Annotated in this window: 22 protein-coding genes and 2 tRNA genes; 9 read left to right on the forward strand and 15 right to left on the reverse strand. The window is 71.5% G+C overall.

The genetic code is table 11. The annotated features are described in order from the left end of the window. Positions 1-69: 69 nt before the first annotated feature. Positions 70-2691, reverse strand: a complete 2622-nt coding sequence (locus ACWF9Z_RS25755; protein ID WP_453605613.1) for a valine--tRNA ligase — start codon at positions 2689-2691, stop codon at positions 70-72. 128 nt (positions 2692-2819) lie between these two features. Between ACWF9Z_RS25755 and ACWF9Z_RS25760 the strand changes: the two genes are divergently transcribed. After that, positions 2820-3764 (forward strand): hypothetical protein, encoded by a 945-nt coding sequence (locus ACWF9Z_RS25760; RefSeq protein ID WP_453605614.1) that lies wholly within the window; start codon positions 2820-2822, stop codon positions 3762-3764. Here ACWF9Z_RS25760 and clpX read toward each other — a convergent pair. The 5 genes from clpX to ACWF9Z_RS25785 all read right to left on the reverse strand — a co-directional run bounded on the left by clpX (position 3754) and on the right by ACWF9Z_RS25785 (position 8539). Continuing rightward, positions 3754-5061, reverse strand: a complete 1308-nt coding sequence (gene clpX, locus ACWF9Z_RS25765) for an ATP-dependent Clp protease ATP-binding subunit ClpX (protein WP_453605616.1) — start codon at positions 5059-5061, stop codon at positions 3754-3756. The genes ACWF9Z_RS25760 and clpX overlap by 11 nt on opposite strands. 152 nt (positions 5062-5213) lie before the next feature. Further along, a complete protein-coding gene (locus ACWF9Z_RS25770; protein ID WP_285427762.1) occupies positions 5214-5885 on the reverse strand; it encodes an ATP-dependent Clp protease proteolytic subunit in 672 nt (223 codons plus the stop codon). 86 nt (positions 5886-5971) lie between these two features. Then, on the reverse strand, positions 5972-6589 hold the full coding sequence (locus ACWF9Z_RS25775) for an ATP-dependent Clp protease proteolytic subunit (protein WP_215021577.1): 618 nt from the start codon (positions 6587-6589) through the stop codon (positions 5972-5974). A gap of 297 nt (positions 6590-6886) precedes the next feature. Continuing rightward, positions 6887-8275 carry a trigger factor gene (tig, locus tag ACWF9Z_RS25780; protein ID WP_453605618.1) on the reverse strand — a complete coding sequence of 463 codons (1389 nt, stop codon included), beginning with the start codon at positions 8273-8275 and terminating at the stop codon, positions 6887-6889. A 187-nt stretch (positions 8276-8462) separates the two neighbouring features. Beyond that, positions 8463-8539 (reverse strand) — tRNA-Pro (locus ACWF9Z_RS25785). A gap of 167 nt (positions 8540-8706) precedes the next feature. Between ACWF9Z_RS25785 and ACWF9Z_RS25790 the strand changes: the two genes are divergently transcribed. Both ACWF9Z_RS25790 and ACWF9Z_RS25795 read left to right on the forward strand, forming a co-directional pair. Continuing rightward, positions 8707-8777 (forward strand) — tRNA-Gly (locus ACWF9Z_RS25790). Between the two features lie 196 nt (positions 8778-8973). Then, on the forward strand, positions 8974-9363 hold the full coding sequence (locus ACWF9Z_RS25795; protein WP_453605620.1) for a hypothetical protein: 390 nt from the start codon (positions 8974-8976) through the stop codon (positions 9361-9363). Positions 9364-9451: 88 nt separating this feature from the next. Here the strand turns inward: ACWF9Z_RS25795 and ACWF9Z_RS25800 are convergent, their stop codons facing one another. The 3 genes from ACWF9Z_RS25800 to ACWF9Z_RS25810 all read right to left on the reverse strand — a co-directional run bounded on the left by ACWF9Z_RS25800 (position 9452) and on the right by ACWF9Z_RS25810 (position 11624). After that, the gene (locus ACWF9Z_RS25800) at positions 9452-9646 is read right to left on the reverse strand and encodes a hypothetical protein (RefSeq protein ID WP_215021580.1); all 195 of its coding nucleotides are present in this window, start codon (positions 9644-9646) and stop codon (positions 9452-9454) included. A gap of 128 nt (positions 9647-9774) precedes the next feature. After that, positions 9775-10233, reverse strand: a complete 459-nt coding sequence (locus tag ACWF9Z_RS25805) for an HD domain-containing protein (RefSeq protein ID WP_453605621.1) — start codon at positions 10231-10233, stop codon at positions 9775-9777. Beyond that, complete coding sequence (locus ACWF9Z_RS25810) at positions 10230-11624, reverse strand: pyridoxal phosphate-dependent decarboxylase family protein (protein WP_453605623.1); 1395 nt, start codon at positions 11622-11624, stop codon at positions 10230-10232. The genes ACWF9Z_RS25805 and ACWF9Z_RS25810 overlap by 4 nt, the downstream gene beginning before the upstream one ends. Positions 11625-12021: 397 nt before the next feature. Here ACWF9Z_RS25810 and ACWF9Z_RS25815 point away from each other — a divergent pair, with 397 nt between their 5' ends. Both ACWF9Z_RS25815 and ACWF9Z_RS25820 read left to right on the forward strand, forming a co-directional pair. Beyond that, the gene (locus ACWF9Z_RS25815) at positions 12022-12444 is read left to right on the forward strand and encodes a DUF4232 domain-containing protein (protein WP_453605625.1); all 423 of its coding nucleotides are present in this window, start codon (positions 12022-12024) and stop codon (positions 12442-12444) included. Next, positions 12441-13043: an AAA family ATPase gene (locus tag ACWF9Z_RS25820; RefSeq protein ID WP_453605708.1), complete on the forward strand. Its 603-nt coding sequence runs from the start codon at positions 12441-12443 to the stop codon at positions 13041-13043. The genes ACWF9Z_RS25815 and ACWF9Z_RS25820 overlap by 4 nt, the downstream gene beginning before the upstream one ends. Here ACWF9Z_RS25820 and ACWF9Z_RS25825 read toward each other — a convergent pair. The 3 genes from ACWF9Z_RS25825 to ACWF9Z_RS25835 all read right to left on the reverse strand — a co-directional run bounded on the left by ACWF9Z_RS25825 (position 13030) and on the right by ACWF9Z_RS25835 (position 17734). Next, complete coding sequence (locus ACWF9Z_RS25825) at positions 13030-15435, reverse strand: ABC transporter permease (RefSeq protein WP_453605627.1); 2406 nt, start codon at positions 15433-15435, stop codon at positions 13030-13032. The two genes, ACWF9Z_RS25820 and ACWF9Z_RS25825, sit on opposite strands and share 14 nt — an antisense overlap. Beyond that, the gene (locus tag ACWF9Z_RS25830) at positions 15435-16397 is read right to left on the reverse strand and encodes an ABC transporter ATP-binding protein (RefSeq protein WP_453605628.1); all 963 of its coding nucleotides are present in this window, start codon (positions 16395-16397) and stop codon (positions 15435-15437) included. The genes ACWF9Z_RS25825 and ACWF9Z_RS25830 overlap by 1 nt, the downstream gene beginning before the upstream one ends. Positions 16398-16591: 194 nt before the next feature. Then, the gene (locus tag ACWF9Z_RS25835; RefSeq protein ID WP_453605630.1) at positions 16592-17734 is read right to left on the reverse strand and encodes a PP2C family protein-serine/threonine phosphatase; all 1143 of its coding nucleotides are present in this window, start codon (positions 17732-17734) and stop codon (positions 16592-16594) included. Between the two features lie 117 nt (positions 17735-17851). Here ACWF9Z_RS25835 and ACWF9Z_RS25840 point away from each other — a divergent pair, with 117 nt between their 5' ends. Continuing rightward, positions 17852-19090 (forward strand): GNAT family N-acetyltransferase, encoded by a 1239-nt coding sequence (locus tag ACWF9Z_RS25840; RefSeq protein ID WP_453605632.1) that lies wholly within the window; start codon positions 17852-17854, stop codon positions 19088-19090. Between the two features lie 79 nt (positions 19091-19169). On the opposite strand, the gene ACWF9Z_RS25845 is transcribed toward ACWF9Z_RS25840, so the two are convergent. Then, on the reverse strand, positions 19170-19979 hold the full coding sequence (locus tag ACWF9Z_RS25845; protein ID WP_453605633.1) for an Fpg/Nei family DNA glycosylase: 810 nt from the start codon (positions 19977-19979) through the stop codon (positions 19170-19172). A gap of 67 nt (positions 19980-20046) precedes the next feature. Further along, on the reverse strand, positions 20047-20532 hold the full coding sequence (locus tag ACWF9Z_RS25850) for a ribose-5-phosphate isomerase (RefSeq protein WP_356655614.1): 486 nt from the start codon (positions 20530-20532) through the stop codon (positions 20047-20049). A gap of 228 nt (positions 20533-20760) precedes the next feature. Between ACWF9Z_RS25850 and ACWF9Z_RS25855 the strand changes: the two genes are divergently transcribed. Further along, entirely contained in the window at positions 20761-22200 is a 1440-nt protein-coding gene (locus tag ACWF9Z_RS25855) for an amino acid permease (protein ID WP_453605635.1), read from the forward strand. Positions 22201-22312: 112 nt separating this feature from the next. Here the strand turns inward: ACWF9Z_RS25855 and ACWF9Z_RS25860 are convergent, their stop codons facing one another. After that, on the reverse strand, positions 22313-22897 hold the full coding sequence (locus ACWF9Z_RS25860; protein ID WP_453605637.1) for a biotin transporter BioY: 585 nt from the start codon (positions 22895-22897) through the stop codon (positions 22313-22315). Between the two features lie 282 nt (positions 22898-23179). On the opposite strand from ACWF9Z_RS25860, the gene ACWF9Z_RS25865 reads away from it, so the two are divergent. Then, entirely contained in the window at positions 23180-24598 is a 1419-nt protein-coding gene (locus tag ACWF9Z_RS25865) for an amino acid permease (protein WP_453605639.1), read from the forward strand. Positions 24599-24795: 197 nt separating this feature from the next. Then, positions 24796-26208 carry an amino acid permease gene (locus tag ACWF9Z_RS25870; RefSeq protein ID WP_453605641.1) on the forward strand — a complete coding sequence of 471 codons (1413 nt, stop codon included), beginning with the start codon at positions 24796-24798 and terminating at the stop codon, positions 26206-26208. Positions 26209-26328 lie beyond the last annotated feature (120 nt).

The raw sequence follows: 26328 nt of genomic DNA on the forward strand, positions 1-26328 counted from the left end.
CGACGAAGGCCCCCACGTCGACCGACGGCGTGGGGGCCTTCGCCTGCGCTCTACGGCGCCACCGGGCGGCTAGGCCGGGGGCAGCGCGTCCAGCTGGGCCCGGAGCCGGGCGATGTCACCCTCGGCCTTGGTGAGGCGGCCCTTGATCTTGTCCACGACGTTGTCGGGCGCCTTGGCGATGAACGCCTCGTTCCCGAGCTTCGCCTCGGCCTGCTGCTTCTCCTTCTCGGCGGCGGCGAGGTCCTTGGAGAGCCGCTTGCGCTCCGCCTCCACGTCGATGGTGCCCGACAGGTCGAGCGCGACGGTGGCACCGGCGACCGGCAGGGTCGCGGTGGCGCTGAACGCCTCGCCCTCGGGCTGGAGGCGGAGAACCTGGCGGATGGCGCCTTCGTGCGCGGCCAGCGCGGTGGCGGACAGGTCCAGGCGGGCCGGGACCTTCTGCTTGTCGTCGAGGCCCTGCTCCTTGCGGAACCGGCGGACCTCCCTGACCAGGGCCTGGACGCCCTCGATCTCGGCCTCGGCGGCCGCGTCGCGGAAGCCGCTGTCCTTCGGCCAGTCGGCGATCACGAGGGACTCACGGCCGGTCAGCGTGGTCCACAGCGTCTCGGTGACGAAGGGGACCACCGGGTGCAGCAGCCGCAGCATGACGTCGAGGACCTCGCCGAGGACCCGGGCGGACGCCTTGGCCGGCTCGCCGCCCGCGAAGAAGGTCGTCTTCGACAGCTCGACGTACCAGTCGAAGACCTCGTCCCACGCGAAGTGGTAGAGGGCGTCCGACAGCTTCGAGAACTGGTAGTCCTCGTAGAACGCGTCGGCCTGCGCGACCGTTGTGTTCAGCCGGGACAGGATCCAGCGGTCGGTCGCCGACAGCTGCTCGACCGGCGGCAGGTCGCCCTCGATCGTGGCGCCGTTCATCAGCGCGAAGCGCGTGGCGTTCCAGATCTTGTTGGCGAACTTGCTGGAGGCCTGGACCCAGTCCTCGCCGATCGGGACGTCGATGCCCGGGTTGGCGCCGCGGGCCAGGGTGAAGCGGACGGCGTCGGAGCCGTACTTGTCCATCCAGTCCAGCGGGTTGACCGCGTTGCCGAAGGACTTCGACATCTTCTTGCCGCGCTCGTCGCGGACCATGCCGTGCAGGGCGATGGTGTGGAACGGCGGGGTGCCGTCCATCGCGTACAGGCCGAACATCATCATCCGGGCGACCCAGAAGAAGAGGATGTCGTAGCCGGTGACCAGGACGGCGTTCGGGTAGAACTTCGCCAGGCTGTCGGTCTGCTGCGGCCAGCCGAGCGTGGAGAACGGCCACAGGCCGGAGGAGAACCAGGTGTCCAGGACGTCGGTGTCCTGGCTCCAGCCCTCGCCGGTGGGCGGCTGCTCGTCGGGACCGACGCAGACGATCTCGCCGTTCGGGCCGTACCAGACCGGAATGCGGTGGCCCCACCACAGCTGACGCGAGATGCACCAGTCGTGGAGGTTGTCGACCCAGTCGAAGTACCGCTTCTCCATCTCCTGCGGGTGGATCTTGACCTTGCCGTCGCGGACCGCGTCACCGGCGGCCTTGGCGAGCGGGCCGACCTTGACCCACCACTGGAGCGAGAGGCGCGGCTCGATGGTGGTCTTGCAGCGCGAGCAGTGCCCGACGGAGTGGGTGTACGGGCGCTTCTCCGCGACGATCCGGCCCTCGGCGCGCAGCGCGGCGACGATGGCGGAACGGGCCTCCAGCCGGTCCAGGCCCTGGAAGGGGCCGTGGACGGTGATGACCGCGTGCTCGTCCATGACGGCGAGGTTGGGCAGGCCGTGGCGCTGACCGATCTCGAAGTCGTTGGGGTCGTGTGCCGGGGTCACCTTGACGGCGCCGGTGCCGAACTCGGGGTCGACGTGCTCGTCGGCGACGACCGGGATGCGGCGGCCGGTGAGCGGCAGCTCGATCTCGGTGCCGACGAGGTGCTTGTAGCGCTCGTCCTCGGGGTGGACGGCGACGGCCGTGTCACCGAGCATCGTCTCGGCGCGGGTGGTGGCGACGACGATGGAGGCGTCACCCTCCCCGTAGCGGATGGAGACGAGCTCGCCCTCGTCGTCCTGGTACTCGACCTCGATGTCGGAGATCGCGGTGAGGCAGCGCGGGCACCAGTTGATGATGCGCTCTGCGCGGTAGATCAGCTCGTCGTCGTAGAGCTTCTTGAAGATGGTCTGGACGGCCTCGGACAGGCCCTCGTCCATGGTGAAGCGCTCGCGCGACCAGTCGACGCCGTCGCCAAGGCGGCGCATCTGGCCGGAGATCTGCCCGCCGGACTCGCCCTTCCACTGCCAGACGCGCTCGACGAACGCCTCGCGGCCCAGGTCGTGGCGGGACTTGCCCTCCTTGGCGAGCTCGCGCTCGACGACGTTCTGGGTGGCGATGCCCGCGTGGTCCATGCCGGGCTGCCAGAGCGTCTCGTAGCCCTGCATGCGCTTGCGGCGGGTGAGGGCGTCGATGAGCGTGTGCTCGAAGGCGTGCCCCAGGTGGAGGCTTCCGGTGACGTTCGGCGGCGGGATGACGATGGCGTACGGAGGCTTCTCGCTCTTCTCGTCCGCCTCGAAGTAGCCACGCTCTACCCAGCGCTCGTAGAGCTTCCCCTCTACGTCGGCCGGCGTGTAGGCGGTCGGCAGTTCGGAGTCGGGGCTGCTGGGTGTCTGCGTGTTCTCGGTCACGAGGCACAGTTTAGAGCGGTAACAGTCCAGTCATGAAACCGGCTTTCCAGGGGCCCCGCGGCCCTGTGGCCCCACGGCTTCCGCCAGGATGTGTGAAACGAATAAACAACCTCATGGGGGGACGCGGGATGAGCTACAACCAGCCGGGGCCGTACGGAGGCCAACAGCCGCAGCAGCCGGGGCCTTACGGGCAGCAGCCGCCGCAGCCGCAGCAGCCGGGACCCTACGGCCAGCCCGGTCCCTACGGGCAGCAGCCCGCCGCCCCGCAGCCGGGCTACGGATACCCGCAGCAGGCTCCCCAGGGCGTCCCCCCGCAGGGCTACCCGCAGCAGCAGCCCCCGTACGGCGGCTACCCGCAGCAGCCTCCGTACGGCGGCACGCCCCCGAAGAAGTCGAAGGCCGGTGTGGTCATCGCGGTGGTCCTGGCGGTCGCCGTGATCGGCGGCGCGGGCTGGTACTTCACGAAGGGCGGCGGCGCGAGCGCGTCCATCTCGGCCGACACCAAGGGCTACAAGCTGGTGGCGCCGGAGTCCGTCGACGACTTCAAGAAGGACCCGAAGTACGTGGCCAAGGACTTCAGCGACAAGGACAAGAAGGAAGCCGAGGGGGTGGGCATCAAGAACCCCACCCAGGTCGGCATGAACTACCAGTCCGGCGACCCGAAGAACCCGCTGACCGCCAAGGGCCTGAACTTCTCCGGCCTCTACGGTGACATCGCCGACCCGGAGAAGTCGGTGGACTCGTACTTCGCCATGGCCAAGCTCAACGCCGGCAAGGAAAAGGAGTTCTCGGCGGAGCTGATCGGGAGCCCCCAGACCATGACCCCGGCCGGCTTCAAGGGCGCGGTGATGAAGTGCCAGGAGATGAAGTTGACCTCCACGGGCACCAGCACCACGGCAAAGGGGCCGAAGGAGATGACCCTGCCGATCTGCATCTGGGGTGACTACAGCACCCTGAGCATGGTCAGCGCCAGCGACGTGGCTTCCCTCTTCGCAGGCAAGAAGGGCTACACCCTGGAGCAGACCGCGGACCTCACGGCGAAGCTCTACAACACCGCCCGCGTCAAGAAGTAGCGGACGGCGGGTACGCCGACTTCTCGTGCGGACCCTGGTCCTTCGGGACGATCCGCGGGACCAGCGTCGGGTTGACGTTGGAGCGGACCACGTCGGCGGTGATGACCACGCGGGCCACGTCCTTGCGGGACGGGACCTCGTACATCACCGACATCAGGACCTCTTCCATGATGGCGCGCAGACCGCGCGCGCCCGTCTGGCGCAGGATCGCCTGGTCCGCGATGGCTTCCAGCGCCTCGCGCTCGAAGTCCAGCTCCACACCGTCGAGTTCGAACAGCCGCTGGTACTGCTTCACCAGGGCGTTGCGCGGCTCGATGAGGATCTGGAGCAGGGCCTCGCGGTCCAGGTTGTGCACCGAGGTGATGACGGGCAGGCGCCCGATGAACTCGGGGATCATCCCGAACTTCACCAGGTCCTCCGGCATGACCTCCTGGAACTGGTTGCTCGCCTCGATCTCGCGCTTCGAGCGGATCGTCGCCCCGAAGCCGATGCCCTTGGCGCCGGCGCGGGATTCGATGATCCGCTCCAGGCCGGAGAAGGCGCCGCCCACGATGAACAGCACGTTCGTCGTGTCGATCTGGATGAACTCCTGGTGCGGGTGCTTGCGGCCGCCCTGCGGCGGTACCGAAGCGGTCGTGCCTTCCAGGATCTTCAGGAGGGCCTGCTGCACGCCCTCACCGCTCACGTCGCGCGTGATCGACGGGTTCTCGCTCTTGCGGGCGACCTTGTCGATCTCGTCGATGTAGATGATCCCGGTCTCGGCCTTCTTGACGTCGTAGTCAGCGGCCTGGATCAGCTTGAGCAGGATGTTCTCGACGTCCTCGCCGACGTACCCGGCCTCCGTCAGCGCCGTCGCGTCCGCGATGGCGAACGGGACGTTCAGCATCCGGGCGAGGGTCTGCGCGAGGAGGGTCTTGCCGGAGCCCGTGGGGCCCAGCAGCAGGATGTTGGACTTCGCGAGCTCGATCGCGTCGTCCTTGCCCTGCGCGCCGCCGTTCTCGCCGGCCTGGACGCGCTTGTAGTGGTTGTACACCGCGACCGAGAGCGCCTTCTTCGCCGGCTCCTGGCCGACGACGTAGCTCTCCAGGAACTCGTAGATCTCACGGGGCTTGGGGAGTTCCTCCCACCGGACCTCGGAGGTCTCCGCGAGCTCCTCTTCGATGATCTCGTTGCAGAGGTCGATGCACTCGTCGCAGATGTACACACCGGGTCCCGCGATGAGCTTCTTCACCTGCTTCTGGCTCTTTCCGCAGAACGAGCACTTGAGCAGGTCGCCGCCGTCACCGATGCGTGCCACGAGGTACTTCCCCTTCGCCTGGGAGACGCCTGGATCAGCGCCCCTGGTGCCTCATATCCGACGGTACCTTGCCGGGGGCCCCGTGCGGGGCCCCCTTGACGTGGTTCACATCCCGAATCCGGCGACGTGCCCACGCCAACTGGCGGCAAGGATCAGTGCGAGGTCTTGCGCGTGGCGACGACCTGGTCGATCAGGCCGTAGGCGAGCGCGCCCTCGGCAGTGAGGATCTTGTCGCGCTCGATGTCGTCGCGGATCTTCTCCAGCGGCGTCGTCGAGTGCTTGGCCAGCATGGTCTCCAGCTGGTCGCGCATGCGCAGGATCTCGTTCGCCGCGATCTCCAGGTCGGAGAGCTGCTCGCGACCGGTGCCACCGGAGGGCTGGTGGATCAGCACGCGGGCGTTCGGCAGAGCCATGCGCTTGCCGGGGGCGCCGGCGGCGAGCAGGACGGCGGCGGCGGAGGCCGCCTGGCCCATGCAGACCGTCGAGATGTCCGGCTTCACGAACTGCATCGTGTCGTAGATGGCCGTCAGCGCGGTGAAGGAGCCACCGGGGCTGTTGATGTAGAGGTAGATGTCGCGGTCCGGGTCCATCGACTCCAGGCACAGCAGCTGCGCCATGACGTCGTTGGCGGAGGCGTCGTCGATCTGCACGCCGAGGAAGATGATGCGCTCCTCGAAGAGCTTCGCGTACGGGTCGTACTCGCGCACGCCCTGCGAGGTGCGCTCGACGAAGCGCGGGACGACGTAGCGGTTGTCCACCGGCGCGCCGGTGTAGAGGCCGCTCGCGGGAGAGAGGTTGTTCATGTGCATCTGGGTGTTCACCATCCTGGTGGCGTTCTGCGGGCTGAGGCTTGCCTGGTGCTGGCGGGCGTACGGGCCCCCGTACGGGGACTCGCGCGCCGGGGCCGGGATCAGGCCCCGGTGCCGCCGCCTCCGGGGACCAGGGAGGCCGCGGAGATGATCTCGTCGATGAGGCCGTAGGACTTGGCCTCTTCCGCCGTGTACCAGCGGTCGCGGTCGCCGTCGCGGATGATCGTCTCCACGGTCTGGCCGGAGTGGCGGGCGGTGATCTCAGCCATGCGCTGCTTCGTGCGCAGCAGGTACTGGGCCTGGATCTTGATGTCCGAGGCGGTGCCGCCGATGCCGGCGGAGCCCTGGTGCATCAGGATGTCGGTGTTCGGGAGCGCGAAGCGCTTGCCCGCGGTGCCGCCGGTGAGCAGGAACTGGCCCATGGAGGCCGCCATGCCCATGCCGATGGTGACGACGTCGTTCGGGATGTACTGCATGGTGTCGTAGACCGCCATGCCCGCCGTCACCGAGCCACCGGGGCTGTTGATGTACAGGTAGATGTCCTTCTCCGGCTCGGCGGCCAGGAGCAGGAGCTGCGCCGTGATCTTGTTCGCGATGTCGTCGTCGACCTGCTGGCCGAGGAAGATGATGCGCTCGCCGAGCAGCCGGTTGTAGACATGGTCGCCGAGGCCGCCACCGATGGACGGCTCACCCGCGGCGTAAGGCTTCAGATTCGTCACGTATCCACCTGCTCGTCTCCGACGGCCATGTGCCGTCTCAGCGTCTCGTTCTGGGGCTCGGACCTACCGATGGGGCGATGCCCCGCGGCGTCGGGTACTCCCGTGCCCTCGTATTCATGGACCCTAACGCGCAGGTAGGACAACGCCATCCCGCTTCCCGAACTGTTCGCTCGGAGCGCAAGGTCCGCGGGCGCTCACGGGGCGTTCGCCACGGGTGCCGCGAAGGGCCCGCACGCGGCTGCGTGCGGGCCCTTCGGCAGTGCTCCGGTACTGCTCGGCGGGGGTGACCCCGGGGTGTTACTTGGCCTCGTCGGCCGCGGTCTCGGCGTCGGCCTCGACGGTCTCGGCGCCCTGCTCGGCCCCGGTCTCGTCCTCGTCGTCGGAGAGGTCGACGACCTCACCGTTGGTGTCGGTGACCTTGGCGGCCTCGACGACGACCGCGAGGGCCTTGCCGCGGGCGACCTCGCCGACGAGCATCGGAACCTGGCCGCCCTCGACGACGGCCTGGGCGAACTGGTCGGGGGACATGCCCGAGGAGGAAGCACGCCGCATGAGGTGCTCGGTGAGCTCCTCCTGGTTGACGTTCAGCTTCTCCTTGTTGACCAGCTCGTCGAGGACGAACTGGGTCTTGATGCCCTTGATCGCCTGCTCGGCGGTCTCGGCGTCGAACTCCTCGACCGTCTTGCCCTGGATCTCGAGGTACTTCTCGATGGACAGGCCCATCTGGCCGAGCTGGTGGTGCTCGAGGTTGTGCTTGCGGGTCTGGACCTCGTCCGCGAGGAGCTTCTCGGGGATCGGGACCTCGACGAGCTCCAGCAGCTTCTCCAGGACGCGCTCCTGGGCCTGCGTGGCCTGGTCGTACTGCTTCATGTTCTCGAGGCGCTTGCGGCTGTCCGCCTTCAGCTCTTCGAGGGTGTCGAACTCGCTGGCCATGCCGGCGAACTCGTCGTCCAGCTCCGGCAGCTCGCGGGCGGAAACCTTGGTGACCTTGACGGTGACCTCGGCGTCCTTGCCCTCGGCGGAACCGCCCTTGAGCTGGGAGGTGAAGGTGGCCTCGCCACCGGCCTCCAGGCCCTTGACGGCCTCGTCGATGCCTTCGAGAAGCTCACCCGAGCCGATGGTGTAGGAGACGTCCTGGGCGACACCGTCCTCCAGCACCTCGCCGTCGACCTTGGCCTCGAGGTCGATGGTGACGACGTCGCCGTCCTCCGCCGCGCGCTCGACGTCCTTGGTGGACGCGAAGCGGCCGCGCAGCTGCTCGACCGACTTCTCGACGTCCTCGTCCGAGACCTCGATGGCGTCCACGGTGACCTCGATGCCGGAGTAGTCCGGGATCTCGATCGCGGGACGGATGTCAACCTCGGCGGTGAAGGCCAGCAGTTCGCCGTCCTTCAGCTCCGTGATGTCGACCTCGGGCTGGCCCAGCGGGTTCAGGTCGGCCTCGTTGACCGCCTCGGTGTAGAACTTCGGGAGGGCGTCGTTGACGGCCTCCTCGAGCACCGCACCGCGGCCGAAGCGCTGGTCGATGACGCGGGCGGGGATCTTGCCCTTGCGGAAGCCCTTCACCGTGACCTGCTGGTTGATCTTCTTGTAGGCCGCGTCGAGGCTTTCCTTGAGCTCCTCGAAGGGCACCTCAACAGTGAGCCGAACCCGAGTCGGGTTCAGGGTCTCCACGGCGCTCTTCACGGTTTGGTCTCCTTGTGGCTGACTGCTGGGGTCTCTGTCGTCACGCTGGGATTCAGCGGTCCGGCGGATCGGGCCCGGTCCATCAGACACACGGGCACGCAGCTTGCATAGTAACCGCAAGCGGCAATCAGCCCACAACGCGATCATCGGCGCGATCACCCGCGCGATCTTCGGCGAAGGGCCCTGCTGGTCGGGGTGGCCGGATTCGAACCGACGACCTTCCGCTCCCAAAGCGGACGCGCTACCAAGCTGCGCCACACCCCGTCGGTGCGACACGTAGGGTACATGCCCGAAGACCCTCCGCCGTGCGGAGTTCCGGCGAAAGCGTCACCGCGCGCACACGCGGGGCCGCAATGTGGTGTGCGATCCCCCGCTCCGACCCGCTAGGATGCTGTCCGTGCCGCGGTCCCCGGACCTGCGGTGCACGTGCTGCGGGTGTAGCTCAATGGTAGAGCACTAGTCTTCCAAACTAGCTACGCGGGTTCGATTCCCGTCACCCGCTCAGAAGTACGAAGGGCCAGGTCAGAGGATGTTTCCTCCGCCTGGCCCTTCGTCGTTCCCGGGGCTCCGATCAGCCCGCCGCGCCCCCCGCGTGCCCCCCGGCCGCGTGCACGACCCCCCGTACGATCGGCACACATCGTCCAGGGGGGTCTCGCAGGAGCGCAGGCATGGCACTGTCCGCGTGGCACCATCGAGCGATGTTGACCGAAGAGGATGCCCGCCGGCTGGTGCTCGCCGAGATCGCGCGAGCGCGTTACCGCGTCGAGCAGGAGCTTGGAATCCACCGGGTACAGCCGCTCTCGTTCGGGTGGCTCGTCTACTGGGGAGCGGTCGGTGACAGGCCGAGAGGGCAGCGCCCCCGGTTTGGAGGCAACGGCCCCTTCCTGGTGGATCGTGAGAACGAGCGGCTGATCCGAACCGCTACCAGCGTGCCCGTGGAGCGTCAGATCGCGGACTATGAGCTGCGTCTTCGACGCGAGGCCCACGCCCGGGAGGCGGCGGCCGAGGGGTCGGTGACAGAGCTCGGGACCACGTCGGCGACCGGCCCCGTTCACTCGCGTCCCGCGGAGAGTGCAGAGAGCTCGTAGCGGCCGTGCCCTGCGCGTGTCCGGTGGGGCATCGGCGAGCGGGGAGTGGCGGGGAACGGCGGCGGGGTTCGCGGTGGCTCCGGGCGGCTCAGAGTTTGATGCCGGCGATCGTGTCCGCGAGGGAGTTCAAGAAGCGGTTGACGTCCGGGGCGATCGAGCTCGACGCGAGGAAGAAGCCGAAGAGGACCGCGACGATCGCGGGGCCCGCCTTGAGGTGACTTCCTCGGACGAGCACCACGAGGATGATCGCCAACAGAACCACTACGGACAGCGAAATGGCCACTTCTGATCACACCTTCAGTCGTCCCCTGGTCGGCCCGGGGCACGACTCGCGCACCCCCACATGGGCCATCTTCCCACCAACACGCCCCGGCTATACGCCTCGTGGCCAACCAACCTGGCGCATTCCCGTCAGGACGCGGTGAGTCCGAGGAGCGAGCGGACATACGCGTACTTCGCGGACAACCGGTCCCGGGTGGGGGCGTCGAGGACCGCGAGGCGGGCCGGATCCGCGTTGTGGGCCAGGTCCGCCTCCTTGATCAGGAGGGCGCCCGGAGTGGCGAGGATGCGGGCCGCGTACTCCTCGACCGGTTCTCCGGGTCGCTTGCTGAGGGACAGGACCATGTCCTTGACGGACGGCGGGAGTCCGGCCGATTCCAGCCAGGCCGGGGTGAGGGCGTCGTCCTCGATCGCGTCGTGGAGCCAGGCCGCCGCCTGCTGCTCGGCCGTGCCGCCGCGCAGGCGCACTCCCTCGGCCACGGCCGCGAGGTGCTCGGCGTACGGCCTGCCCGCCTTGTCGGTCTGGCCCTCGTGCGCGGCGCGGGCCAGGGCCTCGACCTCGAGGAGGGTCAGGGGGTGGTGGTCGGTCATCCGAGCTCCTTCGCCGCCGTGTGCAGTGCCCGCGCGATCCGGCGCACATCCGCTTGCGTGGTACGCCAGTTGGAGAACGCCGCGCGCAGGGCGGGGGTTCCCGCGTAGTGCGTGGGGGTGACGAAGACGTCCGACCCGGCCGCTTCGCGCAGGGCCGTGAGGCGGTCGGGCGTGGGCTCCTCGGCGAGGGTGAAGCAGACGACGTTCAGCCGGACCGGGGCGAGGACCGTGAAGGACGGGTCCTGTGCGAGCGCCGCGCCGAGGGCGCGGGCGCAGGCGATGTCGCGTTCGACGATCTCCCGGTGACCCTCGCGGCCGTAGGCGCGCAGCGTGAACCAGGCGGCGAGCGCGCGCAGGCGGTGGGAGTTCTCGGGGGTGAGGTGGACCAGGTCGGGGTGGTCGCCGAGGGGGCCGAGATAGGCGGCGGCGTTCTGGAACACGCGGGCCTGGAGGTCACGGCGGCGGGTGAACTGGACGGCGCTGTCGTAGGGGACGTTGAGCCACTTGTGCAGGTCGACGCAGACGGAGTCGGAGGCGTCGAGCCCGGCGGTGAGGTGGGCGTGCTCCGGGGAGAGCGCGGCGAAGGCGCCGAAGGCGGCGTCGGTGTGCAGCCAGAAGTCGTGGCGTGCGCGCAGGGCCGCGAGGGCGGGGAGGTCGTCGAAGTCCACGGTGTTGACGGTGCCGGCGTTGGCGACGACGACGGCGGGGCGGCCGGGCTCGTCGGCGAGGGCGCGCTCCAGCGCCGCGGGGTCCACGGCCTCCCGGCCGGGCAGGGTCGGTACGGGAACCAGCGCGCGACGGCCGAGACCGAGGACGGAGAGGGCCTTGGCGATGGAGGAGTGCGGGGCGCCGGAGAGGACGCGGACCCGGCCGAGGGCGCCCGCGCCGTCCACGGCCGGGGAGACCCCGAGGCGTTCGCCGAGCCATTCGCGGGCGATGGCCAGGCCGGTGGTGTTGGAGAGGGTGGCGCCGCTGACGAACGTGCCGGTGTGGGCGTCGGAGAGGCCGAAGAGCTCGCGGAGCCAGCCGACGGTCTCGCGTTCGAGGTCCTGGCCGCCGCCGTCCAGGGCGGAGTTGGAGTTCTGGTCGTGGGTCGCGGTGATCCAGTCGCCCGCGAGGGCGGCGGGGGTGGCGCCGCCGGTGACGAAGCCCAGGTAGCGGGGGCCCGCCGAGGCCGACAGCCGCGGGGCCCAGCGGTCCTCGAAGGCGGCGAGGGCGGCTTCCGTCCCGGCGCCGTGCTCGGGGAGCGGTTCGGGAGCCGGGGGCCCGGCCGGACGGGGAGGTACGACGGGACGCGCGTCCAGGGCCGTGAGGGCCGCGGCGGCGGCGTCGCGGGTGGCGTCGAGGAGTGCGGGGAGGCGGGCGAGATCGGCGGCGAGGATGCGGTCCATGGGGGCACGCTAGGCCCCGCCGGGCGGCGGCGGACCGGCCAATCGGGGCCGATTGGCCCGCGGACGCCCCTGCCGGCGCCCGGCCGGCCCCCGGACGGTCCCCGGGAGCCGGCCGTAAGGTCGGGGAATGATCGCGAAGCGGTGGGTGCGGGGTGTGGTCGGTGCCGGTGCGCTGGCGGGGGTGTTGGCGGCGTGCGGGACCCCGCCCGCGCCCTCGCCCGCGCCGGGGCCCACGGGGGCGGCGGCGGGAAGGCCGTCGGGGAGCTCCCCGGGGGCGACGGCGGGATCCCCGGCGCGGCCCGGGTCCTCGGCCGGCTCCGGATCCTCGGCCGCGGCCGGGGCGGGCTCCGGACCGGGCGCCGGGGCGGAAGCCGGAGCGGAGTGTCCCGAAGGCGGGGTGCGGCTGCTCGAAGGGGACGGGAGCGCCGCGATGGGGCTCCGGGCGGAGTCCGTGCAGCTGGTCAACTGCGGGACGGAGCCCTACGCACTGGACGGGTACCCGGAGCTGCGGCTGCTCGACAAGGCCGGGACGCCCGTGGAGGTGACCGTCGCGCACGGGGCCGCGGACATCACCACCGGGGTACCGAACGTGGAGGCGGCCCCGCGGCCGTTGGTGGTGGGGCCGGGGCGGACCGCGTACATGCCGATGGTCTGGCGCAACCTCGTCACGGACTCGACCGTGGTCGCGACGGACGCCTGGGTGCTGGAGATCACCGCCCGGCCCGGTGCTCCCAAGCAGCGGCTGCGGCTGACCCGGCCGGTCGACCTGGGCAACACCGGGCTGCTCGGGATCGGCCCGTGGCAGGAGATGCCGCGGTGATCGTGTGGCTCAACGGGCCCTTCGGGGGCGGCAAGACCCAGACGGCGTACGCCCTGCACCGACGGCTGCCCGGCAGTGTGGTGTGCGATCCGGAGCACGTCGGCTTCGGCTTGCACCGGATGCTGCCGCCGGCGCTGCGCGGGGACTTCCAGGACCTTCCGGCATGGCGGCGGGGCGTGTTCGAGGTGCTGGACCTGGCGGCCCGGGAGCATCCCGGGGTGGTGATCGTGCCCATGACCGTCACCGACTCCGGCTACTTCGCCGAGACGGTGGGGCGGCTGCGCGAACGCGGGCACGACGTACGCCACTTCGCGCTGCTGGCCGAACGCGAGACCGTACTGCGGCGGCTGCGCGAGCGGGGCTGGGGGCGCGGGCTGAAGCGGGAGGGCTTCGCGGTGGCGCGGCTGGACGGGTGTCTGGAGGCCCTGGAAGCGCCGGAGTTCGCGGAGCACCTGCGTACGGACCGGATCCCGGTGGCCGGGGTGGCCGAGCGGGTGGCCGCCCGCTCCGGGCTGGAGCTGACCGCGGACACCGACAGCGCGCTCCGGGCGTGGGCCCGGCGCGCGCTGGTCGGCGTACGGCACATCAGGCTCGGCTGAGCCGGAGCGCGCGGCGGGCCGGGAGGGCCGTGGCGGCCAGGGTGAGGGCCACGGCGGCGGCCACGAAGGAGGCGTAGACGCCGGGCGGGACGTAGGGACCGCTGCCCGTCACGGCCTTGGCCAGGGGGATCAGCGTGGTCAGCGCGATCGCCGAGCCGAGGGTGATACCGGCGCCGCTGACGAGGAGGGCTTCCCAGCGGAGCATCCGCAGCACCTGGCGGCGGGTGGAGCCGACGAGGCGGAGCATGCCCAGTTCGCGGCGGCGGTCGAGGACGGTCATCACCAGGGTGTTGGCGGCGGCGACGGCCGCGAAGCCGCCGAGGACGGCCGCCATGACGGTGTTGGCCCAGGCGTTGACCTCGCGGTCCAGGCTCTGGGCGGTGGTCCAGGCGGAGGCGGACTGCGCCGGGCCGAGGTCCGCGGGGAGCGGGCCGCGGATCAGGAGCTCCGTGGGCCGGCCCGCGGTGGTGTGGCCGGCCAGGTCGGCGGCGGGCAGGGTGATCTCGCCGAGGCCGAGGCCGCGGGAGTAGACGGCGACGATCTCGGGGTCGGCCCGGGTGCCGTCGGGGAGGCGGAGCTCGAGGCGGTCGCCCACGGCGGCGTCGTCGGCGGCGGCCAGGGTCCGGTCGACGGCGATCTTGCCGGGGGCCAGCCGGGCGAGGTCTCCCGAGACCACGCCCAGATCCTCGACGGTGGTGATGTCGCCGGTGACCCCCTGGGCCGAGGCGTTCTGGACCAGGCGCTCCGAGCCGGAACCGACGACGGCGAGGACGGAGGTGCGGGTGAGCGCGACCGCTCCGGCCGCGACCGCCCGGTCCGGGTCGCGCGGGTCGGTGATGACGTGGTCGGCGATCAGTCCGGCCTTCTGCTGCTGGCTCACGGCGCGGTCCTGGCTGGTGTGGAGGAAGACCAGGGTGGAGGAGAAGGCCATGGCGAGCACGATCGGGGTGATCGCGGAGGCGAGGCGGCGGGCGTTGGCGCCGGAGTTGGCGGCGGCCAGGGAGCCGGAGGCGCCGGCGGCGCGCAGCGGCAATCCGAAGAGGGCGGCGCAGGCGCGGGCGATCAGCGGGCCGAGCAGGGCGACCGCGAGCATGAAGAGCATGACGACGCCGAGGGCGGCGTTGGCGGCGTCCGGTCCGTTGCTGGTGGCGGCCAGGGAGGCGCAGGTGGCGCCGCCGGCGAGGGCGGCGAGGCCCAGCGGGGTACGGACCCACCCGGGCCGCAGGCGTTCCCGGGCGGCCGCGGCCAGAGCCTGGCCGGGGCGGATGCGGGCGGGGCGGCGAGCGGCGGCCCAGCCGGCGAGCAGGGCGGTGACGAGCCCGATGCCGGCGGCGGAGACGAGCGGGATCCAGGAGACGGTCAGGTCGACGTCGGCCGGGATCGCCCCCTTCTCCTTGAGCTGGCCGAACCACCAGGAGGCGAGCGCGACGCCGGGTACGCAGCCCAGGACTCCCGCGACCGGTGCGACGAGCAGGGCTTCGGTGGCGACGGTGCGGCGGATCTGGCGCGGGGTGGCTCCGACGGCGCGCAGCAGCGCGAACTCGCGGGAGCGCTGGCCGACGGAGAGCGCGACGGTGCCCGCGGCGGTGAAGACGGCGACGAGGGTGGCGATGCCGCCGAAGGAGCCGCCGAGACCGGTCAGGAGCTCCTTGGCGCCCGCGAGCTGCTTGTCCATGGCGCGGTCCGGGCCGGTCAGGACCTGGGCGCGGCCGTCCACGGCGGTCCGTGCCTTCGCCGCGTCGGCCCCGAGCAGCACGATGGCGTCGAGGGCCTCGGGGTGTCCGGACAGGGCGCGCGCCTCGGCGTCGGAGAACCAGGCGCCGGGGCGGTCGGTGCGCCCGACGACCCGGAACTCCCGCTTTCCGGCGGGGGTGTCGAGCGTGACCCGGCCGGGCCCGTCGGCGCCGCCGAGGACGACTTCCCCGGGGGCGGCCGGGGCGCGGCCCGTGCGCAGCTCCGCGGGGCTGAAGGCGGTGGAGCCCCAGCCGTACGCGTCGAGGGAACGGCCGGCCGCGCCGGCGGCTCCGGCCGCGGCCCCCGCTCCCGCCGCGTCGCGCACGGGGAACGTCACGTCGGGGACGGCCCGCCCCAGGGGGGCCAGCCGGTCCAGGAGCGCGGCGTCGACCCGGGCGTGCTCGGGGATCTGCGCGGAGACGTCGTAGGCCCCCTCGCCGCTGCCCACCCGCAGGGTGACCCGCTGGTCGGCGGCGACCACGACGGGGGCCGCGGCGTACCGGGTCGGCGGGACGCTCGCCCGGATGCCGGTCTCCAGGAGGAGTCCGCAGGCGGAGACGATGGCGACGGTCATGAGCAGGGCGACGAGGGTGCCGGCGAAGGCGGCGGGGCGGAAGCGGATCGCCGCGCGGGCCAGGCCGTTGGAGCGGAGGGCCATCAGGCGGCCGCTCCCGCGTACACCGGGGCGGCGGTGAGGGTGGTCATCCGGGCGGCGATCGTGGCGGCGGAGCTGCGCGGGAGCCGGTCGGCGATGAGGCCGTCGGCGAGGAAGAGCACCTGGTCGGCGTGGGCGGCCGCGGCCGGGTCGTGGGTGACCATGACGACGGTGGCACCGAGGGTGTCCACGGCGCTCCGGAGCAGTTCGAGCACTTCCACCGCGGTGGTGGTGTCGAGGGCGCCGGTGGGCTCGTCGGCGAAGATCACGTCGGGGCTGGTGACGAGGGCGCGGGCGATGGCGACGCGTTGCTGCTGGCCGCCGGAGAGTTCGGCGGGGCGGCGCCGGCCCTTGCCTTCCAGGCCGACGCGGGCGAGGAGTTCGGCGGCGCGGGCCTGGCCCTGGGCGGCGGCGCGGCCGCCGGCGAGGCGCAGCGGGAGCAGGACGTTCTGCTCGACGGTGAGGGAGGGCAGCAGGTTGAAGGCCTGGAAGACGAAGCCGAGGCGGCCGCGGCGCAGGGTGGTGAGCTGGTTCTCGTTCATGCCGGTGATCTCGGTCCCGCCGAGGCGGACGGATCCCTCGCTGGGGAGGTCGAGGCCGGCGGCGCACTGGAGGAAGGTGGACTTGCCGGAGCCGGAGGGGCCCATCACGGCGGTGAAGCTGCCGCGCGGCAGGCTGAGGTCGATGCCGCGCAGGGCGTGGACGGTGGCGGAGCCGCGCCCGTACCGGCGGCGGACCCCGTGCAGCTCGACGGCGGCGGTGGAGTCGTACGACGCCGCGGCCCATCCGTCGTTCCCGGCCTGCGCGGTGTGCGCGCCGTTCCCGGCGTGCCGGGCCTGCCCGGCCTGCGCGGTCCACCCCGCGTGCCCCGCGTGCCCCGCATGCCCCGCATGCCCCGCGTGCCCGGCGTGATCGGCCTGCCCCGCCCGCTGCTCGGCCTGTCGTTTGCTCCGCCGGAGCCCCATGGTGTGCCGCCTTCCGTGCTGGTCGACCACCCCGCGGTGATCGTGTCGTTGACGCTACGGAGGGCGGGGGGTCCGCGGCCATGACGGAGGCAGGCGGACCGATGGTGGGGTAAACCCCAGCATCGGCCGGGGGAAAGGGCAGCTCAGCCCGGCCCCGGGTCGGACCCGAGCCCCGGGTCGGACCGACCGGCGGATCAGACCGAGCGGCGGATCAGCAGGAGGGCGCGGTCGTCGTTGACGTCCTTGGCGACCTTCTCGATCAGGTGCCAGGCCGCGCCGTCCCAGCCCGCGGCGACATAGCGGTCGGCTTCGCCGGTGAGCCGGTCCATGCCCTCGCTGATATCGCGTTCGGCGGTCTCGACGAGGCCGTCGGTGAAGAGCATCAGGACGTCGCCGCGCCGCAGGTTCCCGCGGGCGGGTTCGAATTCGGCCCCGTCGTAGACCCCGAGCAGCGGGCCGTCGCCGGAGACCTCCTGCCAGCGGCCGGTGCCCGCGCAGAGCTGGAGGGCGGGCAGGTGTCCGGCGGAAAGCAGCTCGTAGTCCCCGGTCTCCAGGTCCAGGACGAGGTGGATGGAGGTGGCGAAGCCCTCGTCCCAGTCCTGGCGCAGGAGGTAGCCGTTGGCGGCGGGCAGGAAGCCGTGCGCGGGCAGGGCGCCGAGGAGGCCGCCGAAGGCGCCGGAGAGCAGCAGGGCCCGGGAGCCGGCTTCCATGCCCTTGCCGGAGACGTCGGTGAGGACGATCTCCAGGGTGCGGCCGCCGTTGGTGCGGGCGGCGACGACGAAGTCTCCGGAGAAGGACTGGCCGCCGGCCGGACGCAGGGCCATCTCGCGGTGCCAGCCGCGCGGCAGGGCGGGCAGCTTGCTCTGCACGCGGATGCGTTCGCGCAGGTCGAAGAGCATGGTGCCGCCGCGTCTCCACGGCACGCCGACGCGGCTGCGGAACTGGGCGATGACCAGCCCGAAGAACCCGCAGGCGGCGACGACGAGCACGGTGCCGGGGGTGACCCGGGCCGGGCCCTGGGTGTACGGCCCGAGGACGAGGGCCTCGACGATGAGCGCGGCCGCGGAGGCCGCGTACAGGGAGAGCAGGCTGGCGGGCCGCAACAGCAGGCCGCCGGCCACGATCGGCAGGACGAGCGCGGACGGCGAGAACCACACCGGCAGCATCAGGGTGCCGCAGGCGATGGCGGGGACGGTGAGCAGCAGCCCGCCGAAGGCGAGCCAGTCCGAGGCGTCGCCGCGGAAATAGTCGACGGCGGATTTGCGCAGGGCGGTGCGTGCCCGGTGCGACAGCATGCGCGTCCGGGCCAGGAGGGTCTCCACACGTGCTCCGGCCATTGCTTCGGGACCCTATCCATCCTGGCTGTGCGTGCGCAGGGGTACCCCCGGAACACGGGTCCAACGGCGACCGAAAAGGGCTCGCACGGGACGGATTGCCCTGATAGGGATGGCCGTATGGCACTTGAGACGCGCATATTGACGGCTGATGAGTGGGATGTCTGGTTCGACCATCTGGAACTGGCGTTCGGAGGTGTGCCCGAAATCTCCGAGGAGCGCGAACTCTACAAGTCCCTGACCGAGCTCGAACGTTCGCTCGGTGTGTGGGACGGCGGCGAGTGCGTCGGCTCGGCCGGGGCCTTCTCCTTCCGCCTGTCCGTCCCCGGGGGCGGCGCGCTCGTGCCGGCCGCCGGGGTCACGATGGTGGGCGTCTCCCCCACCCATCGGCGGCGGGGCGTGCTCACTTCGCTGATGCGCCGGCAATTGGACGACATCCGGGCGGGTGGTGAACCGCTCGCCGTGCTGACGGCCTCGGATCCGGCGATCTACGGGCGCTTCGGCTACGGCACCGCCGCGTACGCCGTGTCCATCGACATCGACACGACGCGCGTGCGGCTCTCCGTGCCGCCGGGGACCGACGACGTGCGCCTGCGGCTCGTCGATCCCCTGAAGTCCCTGCCCGACTGCGAGCGGGTCTACGCGGCCCTGGTCGCGGGCCGGCCGGGGATGCCGGCCCGGCAGCCGGGCTGGGAACTGCAGGCGCTGCTGGACCCGCCGTCGGGGCGGTCGGGCGCCTCGCCGCTGAAGTGCGTGGTGGCCGAGGGGCCGGAGGGCGAGGTGGTCGGTTACGCCCGCTACCGGGTCAAGCCCGACTGGGAGCAGACCGGTTCGGACGGCAAGGTCCAGCTGCGCACCCTGGAAGCGCTGGATCCGGCGGCGTACGCGGCCCTGTGGCGCTACCTCTTCGACATCGACCTGGCCTGGCGGGTGCGGGCGTACGGGCGGCCCGTCGACGATCCGGTGCTGCACCTGGTGAGCGACGTGCGGCGGGCCGAGGTGCGCCAGCGCGACGCGCTGCACGTGCGGCTCGTGGACCTGCCGGCGGCGCTGGAGGCCCGTGGCTACGGGGCCCCGCTGGACGTGGTCCTCGAGGTCGAGGACCGGTTCTGCCCGTGGAACGCGGGCCGATGGCGGCTGACGGCCGCCGCCGGGGGCGCGGCCTCCTGTACGCGCACCGACGCGCCGGCGGATCTGGAACTGTCGGTCGGCGAGCTCGGCGCGGCGTACCTGGGCGGGGTCACCCTGACCTCCCTCGCCGCGGCCGGCCGGGTGCGCGCACCGCGCGCGGACGCGCTGGCGCAGGCCTCCCGGGCCTTCGCCGGGGACGTGGCCCCGTGGCTGTCGCACGGGTTCTAGTGCCGCGTCAGGGCTAGCAGAGCCGGCAGGGACCAGTGCGGGCCGGCAGGGCCGGTGCACCGGTGGGTGACGTGGCTGGCTAGCGGGCCTGGCACCCCGGGCACCAGAAGAGGTTGCGGGCGGCGAGACCGGCGGTGCGGATCTCGCCCCCGCAGATGTGGCAGGGCATGTTCGCCCTCCGGTAGACGTACACCTCGCCGCCGTGGTCGTCCACCCTCGGCGGGCGTCCCATCGCCTCGGGCAGGTGTTCGTCGCGGACGGTGTCGATGCGGTTGTTGCGCACGCCCTCGCGCATGAGCAGCACCAGGTCGGCCCAGACCGCGTCCCACTCGCCGCGCGTGAGGTCCTTGCCGGTGCGGTACGGGTCGATGCCGTGGCGGAAGAGGACCTCGGCGCGGTAGACGTTGCCGACGCCCGAGACGATCTTCTGGTCCATGAGCAGGGCGGCGACGGTGGTGCGGGAGCGGGAGATGCGGGCCCAGGCGCGGTCCGGGTCGTCGCCGTCGCGCAGGGGGTCCGGGCCCAGCCGGTCGCTCACCGCCGCCTTCTCCGCGTCCGTGATCCACGCGCAGGTGGTCGGGCCGCGCAGGTCGGAGAACCAGTCCTCGTTGGCGAGGCGCAGCCGGACGGTGTCCGTGGCCGGCGGGGCCGGGGCGGGGCCCGTCGCGTACGTGCCGAAGAGCCCGAGGTGGATGTGGATCCACCCGCTCCCCCCGAAGCCGAGGAAGAGGTGCTTGCCGTGGGCGTCGACGCCGTCCAGGATCCGACCGTCGAGCAGGGCCGCGCTCTCGGCGAACCGGCCCTGGGGGCTGCTGACGGCGGCCTCCCGGCCGGCGAACCACTCGAGGTGGTCCTCGGCGAGGCGGTGGATCGTATGCCCCTCGGGCACGGCGGTACTCCTCGGAAAAGAAAAACCGGCCGCGCCGCCCCGGGAGGCGACGCGACCGGAAGCGGGATCAGCCCTGCGGGTGGTGCGCCGGGATCGCGGGGAGCTCGCCGGTGGTCTCGTACGCCGAGAGCATCTCGATGCGGCGCGTGTGGCGCTCCTCGTCGGAGTACGGGGTCGCCAGGAAGGCCTCGATGAAGGAGACGGCCTCGTCCTGCGTGTGCATCCGGCCGCCGACCGAGATGACGTTGGCGTTGTTGTGCTCACGGCCGAGCTTCGCCGTCTCGACGCTCCAGGCCAGGATGGCGCGCACGCCCTTGACCTTGTTCGCGGCGATCTGCTCGCCGTTGCCGGAGCCGCCGATCACGATGCCCAGGCCGTCGGCGTCGGCTGCGGTCTTCTCCGCGGCACGCAGGCAGAACGGCGGGTAGTCGTCCACCGCGTCGTAGATGTGGGGCCCGCAGTCGACGGGCTCGTGGCCGTTGTTCTTGAGCCAGTCCACCAAGTGGTTCTTGAGCTCAAAGCCGGCATGGTCGGATCCGAGGTACACGCGCATGGGTCGAGTGTGGCACGAGCCGCCCCGTCGGCCCGAAGCGGGTGTCGCGTAAGTCACTTCTCAAGCTCAAGTAAACCCAAACAACCCAGATGGGACGGGGCGGGACGCATGTCCGGGACTTTGAGCCCTGGGCAACTATCCGGAACAGGGTCTTCCGTCCCGTCGGTGTGTCGGGTTTGAATGCCGGGGCTCGTAACCCGAGCGCCCCGAGAACCTAAGGAATCGTTCATGAGTCCCACGACGACCCTTCAGAAGGCAGGCGACCCCACCGGAAACTCCGGCGAAGGCCAGCCCTCCGACGGACTGAAGGCCGGTCTCAAGAACCGCCACCTGTCCATGATCGCCATCGGCGGCGTCATCGGTGCCGGCCTCTTCGTCGGCTCCGGCGGCGGTATCGCCAAGGCCGGACCGGCCATTCTGATCTCCTACGCGCTGGTCGGCGCGATGGTCGTCTTCGTCATGCGGATGCTGGGCGAGATGGCCGCCGCGAGCCCGAACTCCGGCTCCTTCTCCGCGTACGCCGACCGGGCGCTCGGCCGCTGGGCCGGCTTCTCCATCGGCTGGCTGTACTGGTTCTTCTGGGTCGTGGTCCTGGCCGTGGAGGCCACCGCCGGCGCGGTGATCCTCGAAGGCTGGGTGCCGGCCGTCCCGCAGTGGGCCTGGGCGCTGATCGTGATGGCGGTGCTGACGGTCACCAACCTCGGCTCGGTCGCCTCGTACGGCGAGTTCGAGTTCTGGTTCGCCGGCATCAAGGTGGTCGCCATCGGCGGCTTCGTGGTCATCGGCATGCTGGCCGTCTTCGGCGTGCTGCCGGGCTCGGACAACCCGGGCGCGGGCTTCGCGCACCTCACCGACACGGGCGGCTTCATGCCGAACGGCTGGGGCTCGGTCCTCACCGGTGTGCTGATGGTCGTCTTCTCCTTCATGGGCAGTGAGATCGTCACGCTGGCCGCCGGCGAGTCCGAGGACCCGCGGCGCGCGGTCACCAAGGCCACCAACTCCGTGATCTGGCGGATCGGCGTCTTCTACCTGGGATCGATCTTCATCGTCCTCACCCTGCTGCCGTGGAACGACAAGTCGATCACCGAGAAGGGCTCGTACGTCGCCGCCCTGGACTCGATCGGCATCGCGCACGCCGGACAGATCATGAACGTGATCGTGCTGACGGCCGTGCTCTCCTGCCTCAACTCGGGCCTGTACACCGCCTCCCGCATGGCGTTCTCGCTGGGCGAGCGGGGCGACGCCCCGAAGGCCTTCGCCAAGGTCAGCAAGAGCGGCGTGCCGGTGATCGCGATCCTGGGCTCGGTCGTGTTCGGCTTCGTCGCCGTCTACTTCAACTACGCCTTCAAGGACACGGTCTTCACCTTCCTGCTGAACGCGTCGGGCGCCATCGCGCTGTTCGTGTGGCTCGTGATCTGCCTGACCCAGCTGCGGATGCGCGGGATCCTCATGCGCGAGGCGCCGGAGAAGGTGACGGTGAAGATGTGGTTCTTCCCGTACCTGACCTGGGCCACCGCCGCGATGATCACCTTCGTCCTGGGCTACATGGTCTACGACAAGGACAACCGCGAGACCGTCCTGCTGTCGCTGCTGGTCGCGGCCGTGGTCCTGGTGATCGGCGTGATCCGCGACGTGCGCCGCAAGGCCGCCGCACGCCTCTCCGCGTAAGCGCACGGGCGGCAGCGTGCCGCCGCCGGCGCGAGGGCCCCGCCCACGACGCACAGCAGCCCCGGACCGCCGCTCGCGGTCCGGGGCTGCCGGTCTTTCGTCCGGGGCGCGGTCAGCCGCGGCGGCCCACCAGCTTCCAGGCGGCCGGCAGCACGCCCATCGCCAGCGCGGCCTTGAGCGCGTCGCCGATCAGGAACGGGGTCAGACCGGCCGCGACGGCCGCGCCGAAGGACATCCCGGTGGACAGCGCGAGGTAGGGCACGCCGACGCCGTAGATGACCGCGGAGCCCAGCAGCATCGTGGCCGCCGTGCGCCAGGCGGAGCGGTCGGCGCCGCGCCGCGCGAGGGCGCCGACGACGGTGGCGGCGAGCAGCATGCCGAGCACGTAGCCGAAGGAGGCGCCGCCCGCGCCGGAGGTGCCGCCCGCGAACCACGGCACGCCGGCCATGCCGACGAGCGCGTACAGGGCCAGCGAGAGGAACCCGCGGCGGGCGCCGAAGGAGGCGCCGACCAGCAGTGCGGCGAAGGTCTGGCCGGTGACGGGGACCGGGGAGCCGGGGACGGGCACGGCGATCTGGGCGGCCAGGCCGGTGAGCGCGGCTCCGCCGACGACGAGCGCCACCTCACGGACGCGGCTCGCGGGCAGCAGGTCGGCGAGGACGGCGCCGGGCCGGAAGGAGACGGAAGCAGTGCTCATCGGGGACTCCGCGGGGGGTGGTGTCGACAGGAAGATCACCGACGTTAGTCCCGGACCCGTGGCCGCAGCAGGGTCGCCCGGGACAAAGCCGCACTCCCACGTTTGGTGGGGAGTTGACAAAGACCCGTTTCACACCCGAGTTGAAGTGATCCGCATCACGAGCCAGAACCGATAGCACGTCCGTTTTGCACGGATGGGTGCGCTCCAGGGAGACTGTAGGGTCCCTCCAACTGTCGCGGAGCCCCCACCGCCGCCAGGCCACAGAGAGTACGAGCACTCCTCATGCGCGACCTCCTGCCCGACCCGCCCGCCAGCACGGGCGAGCTCCCTCCGGAACCCCTGAGCCACAGCCTCAAACAGCGCCACCTGACCATGCTGGGACTCGGCGGCGTGATCGGCGCCGGGCTGTTCGTCGGCTCCGGCGTCGGCATCGGCATCGCCGGTCCCGCGATCATCTGCTCGTACCTGCTCGCGGGCGTCCTCGCGATGCTGGTGATGCGGGCGCTCGGCGAGATGTCGGCGGCGATGCCCGCGTCCGGCTCGTTCTCGGTGTACGCGGAGAAGGCGCTCGGCCGCTGGGCCGGCTTCTCGGCGGGCTGGCTGTACTGGTTCCTGCTGGTCGTGGTGCTGGCGGTGGAGGCGACCGGCGCGGCGAAGATCGCGAACGGCTGGCTCCCGTCGGTGGACCAGTGGGTCTGGGTGCTCCTGTTCATGGTGGTCTTCACGGTGAGCAACCTGGCCGCCGTGCGGAACTTCGGGGAGTTCGAGTTCTGGTTCGCGGCCCTCAAGGTCGGCGCGATCGTGCTGTTCCTGGTCCTCGGCACGCTGGCCGTCTTCGGCAAGCTCCCGGACACCGACCCGGTCGGCATGGCCAACCTGACCGGCCACGGCGGCTTCTTCCCCAACGGCGCGGGCGGCGTGGTGGCCGGCATGCTGGCCGTCGTCTTCGCCTTCGGCGGCCTGGAGGTCGTCACCATCGCGGCGGCCGAGTCCGACGACCCGGCCAAGTCCGTGGCCCGCGCGGTGCGCAGCGCCGTGTGGCGCATCCTCTTCTTCTACGTCGGCTCGATGCTGGTCATCGTGGCCCTGCTGCCGTGGGACTCGCTGGAGCCGGGCCAGAGTCCGTACGTGGCGGTGCTGGACTCCATCGGCGTGCCGGGGGCCGGCCAGATCATGGACATCGTGATCTTCGTCGCCCTGCTGTCGGCGCTGAACGCGAACCTGTACGGGTCCTCGCGCATGATCTTCTCGCTGGCGGAGCGGGGCGAGGCGCCCGGGGCACTGCTGAAGGTCTCCGCCGGCGGGGTCCCCCGCCGGGCGGTCTTCGCGTCGGTGGCCTTCGGGTTCGTCTCGGTGGTGCTGAACCTGCTGTGGCCGGACACGATCTTCCTCTACATGCTCAACGCGGTGGGCGCGGTCCTGCTCTTCGTGTGGGCGCTGATCGCGGTCTCGCAGCTGAAGCTGCGGGCGAAGATCGAGCGGGACATGCCGGAACGGCTGACGCTGCCGATGTGGCTGTTCCCGTACGCGACGTGGGCGGCGCTGATCGGGATGGCCGCGGTACTGGTCCTGATGCTGTTCGACGATGCGGCGCGGCCGCAGCTGCTGTGGTCCACGGGGGCCGCGGGCGCGGTGCTGCTGGTGGCGTGGATCCGAGAGGTCCGCGCACGCCGGGAGCACCGGGAGCCCGGGAGGGCCTAGCGGTCCTGGCGCGGAGGACGGCGACGGGCGGGTCCGGGGCTTTGGTCCCGGGCCCGCCCGTCGCGTTGCGCGGGGTGCATGATCACGTCCGGTGAAACAGGCGTCCGAATGTTGGACAGTGAATGTCCGATAAACGGACGGTCGGCAGACTGGGGCACTTCACCCCGTCCACCCGCACACCGGACAGGCAACTCCCCATGCGCCAGAGCACCCTGACCCCGCCCGAGCAGCAGGGCTCCGTACCTCCGCCCGAAGCCGGGTCACCCCTCGGCAACGGGCTCAAGCAGCGCCACCTCTCGATGATCGCCCTCGGCGGCGTCATCGGGGCCGGGCTCTTCGTGGGCTCCGGCGCCGGCATCGCTGCCGCGGGCCCCTCGATCGTGCTCGCGTACGCCGCTTCCGGCCTGCTCGTGATGTTCGTGATGCGGATGCTCGGCGAGATGTCCGCGGCCAATCCCGTCTCCGGCTCCTTCTCCGTGCACGCGGACCGGGCCATCGGACCGTGGGCCGGCTTCACCGCCGGGTGGATGTTCTGGACCCTGCTGTGCGTGGGCGTGGCCATCGAGGCCATCGGCGCGGCGCACATCGTGACCGGCTGGCTCCCGGGCACCCCGTCGTGGATGTGGGTGCTGATCTTCATGGCGGTGTTCTGCGGGTCCAACCTGGCCGCCGTCTCCCACTTCGGCGAGTTCGAGTTCTGGTTCGCCGCCCTCAAGATCGGCGCGATCGCCCTCTTCCTGGGCCTGGGCGTGCTGGCCGTCCTGGGCGTGCTGCCCGGCACCGACTCCCCCGGCACCGCCAACCTGTTCCACGACAGCGGCTTCCTGCCCAACGGCATGGACGGGCTGCTCGTCGGACTGCTCGCCTCCGTGGTCGCGTACGGCGGCCTGGAGACGGTGACCATCGCGGCCGCCGAGTCCGACGACCCGGTCCAGGGCGTCGCCAGGGCCGTGAAGACCACCATGTGGCGGATCGCGGTCGTCTACGTCGGCTCGATGCTGGTCATCGTCACGCTGCTGCCGTGGAACGACCCGGCGGTCAGCACCGACGGCCCGTACGCGGCCACCCTGGACCACCTGGGCATCCCGCACGCCGGCCAGATCATGAACGTGGTCATCCTGGTCGCCCTGCTGTCCGCGATGAACGCGAACATCTACGGCTCCTCCCGCATGGCCTACTCCCTCGTCGCCCGCGGCCAGGGCCCCAAGGCGCTGGGCAAGGTCAGCGGAGGGGTGCCGCGCCGCGCGGTGCTCGCCTCCTGCGGCTTCGGCTTCGTCACCGTGCTGCTGTCGTACTGGTACCCGGACACCCTCTTCGCCTGGCTGCTGAACATGGTCGGCGGGGTCGTCCTCGTCGTCTGGGGCTTCATCGCCGTCTCGCAGTTCGCGCTGCGGCGCCGCATGGAGCGCGAGGCCCCCGGGAAGCTCGTCGTGAAGATGTGGGGCTTCCCCTACCTGACCTGGGTGGCGCTGGCCGCGGTGGCCGGGGTGCTGGTCCTGATGGCCCTGGGCGAGGACACCCGCGTCCAGGTCGTCTTCACCGGCGGTCTGACCGTCGCGCTCGCCGCGACCGGGTACCTGAGGCAGCGCCGGGCCGCCGCCAGGGCCTGATCCGCGCCCCCCGCACCCGAAAGGCGGGGGGGGGGGCGGGCGACGCCGCGCGCCCGCGGGCCCCCCCCCCCGGGCGCGAGCGGATATTTGGTGTGTTTATTAAAATATAGGTGTTTTAGA

This window comes from Streptomyces sp. NPDC054961 (genome assembly GCF_053609145.1).

What these genes read in the sequence shown, in the direction of transcription:
- ACWF9Z_RS25855 (WP_453605635.1), top strand. Translation starts at nt 20,761, where the DNA reads ATGAGTCCCACGACGACCCTTCAGAAGGCAGGCGACCCCACCGGAAAC.
- ACWF9Z_RS25770 (WP_285427762.1), bottom strand. Translation starts at nt 5,885, where the DNA reads ATGGTGAACACCCAGATGCACATGAACAACCTCTCTCCCGCGAGCGGC.
- ACWF9Z_RS25795 (WP_453605620.1), top strand. Translation starts at nt 8,974, where the DNA reads ATGTTGACCGAAGAGGATGCCCGCCGGCTGGTGCTCGCCGAGATCGCG.
- ACWF9Z_RS25870 (WP_453605641.1), top strand. Translation starts at nt 24,796, where the DNA reads ATGCGCCAGAGCACCCTGACCCCGCCCGAGCAGCAGGGCTCCGTACCT.
- ACWF9Z_RS25835 (WP_453605630.1), bottom strand. Translation starts at nt 17,734, where the DNA reads ATGGCCGGAGCACGTGTGGAGACCCTCCTGGCCCGGACGCGCATGCTG.
- ACWF9Z_RS25825 (WP_453605627.1), bottom strand. Translation starts at nt 15,435, where the DNA reads ATGGCCCTCCGCTCCAACGGCCTGGCCCGCGCGGCGATCCGCTTCCGC.
- ACWF9Z_RS25840 (WP_453605632.1), top strand. Translation starts at nt 17,852, where the DNA reads ATGGCACTTGAGACGCGCATATTGACGGCTGATGAGTGGGATGTCTGG.
- ACWF9Z_RS25865 (WP_453605639.1), top strand. Translation starts at nt 23,180, where the DNA reads ATGCGCGACCTCCTGCCCGACCCGCCCGCCAGCACGGGCGAGCTCCCT.
- ACWF9Z_RS25810 (WP_453605623.1), bottom strand. Translation starts at nt 11,624, where the DNA reads ATGGACCGCATCCTCGCCGCCGATCTCGCCCGCCTCCCCGCACTCCTC.
- ACWF9Z_RS25860 (WP_453605637.1), bottom strand. Translation starts at nt 22,897, where the DNA reads ATGAGCACTGCTTCCGTCTCCTTCCGGCCCGGCGCCGTCCTCGCCGAC.
- ACWF9Z_RS25760 (WP_453605614.1), top strand. Translation starts at nt 2,820, where the DNA reads ATGAGCTACAACCAGCCGGGGCCGTACGGAGGCCAACAGCCGCAGCAG.
- ACWF9Z_RS25805 (WP_453605621.1), bottom strand. Translation starts at nt 10,233, where the DNA reads ATGACCGACCACCACCCCCTGACCCTCCTCGAGGTCGAGGCCCTGGCC.
- ACWF9Z_RS25850 (WP_356655614.1), bottom strand. Translation starts at nt 20,532, where the DNA reads ATGCGCGTGTACCTCGGATCCGACCATGCCGGCTTTGAGCTCAAGAAC.
- ACWF9Z_RS25830 (WP_453605628.1), bottom strand. Translation starts at nt 16,397, where the DNA reads ATGGGGCTCCGGCGGAGCAAACGACAGGCCGAGCAGCGGGCGGGGCAG.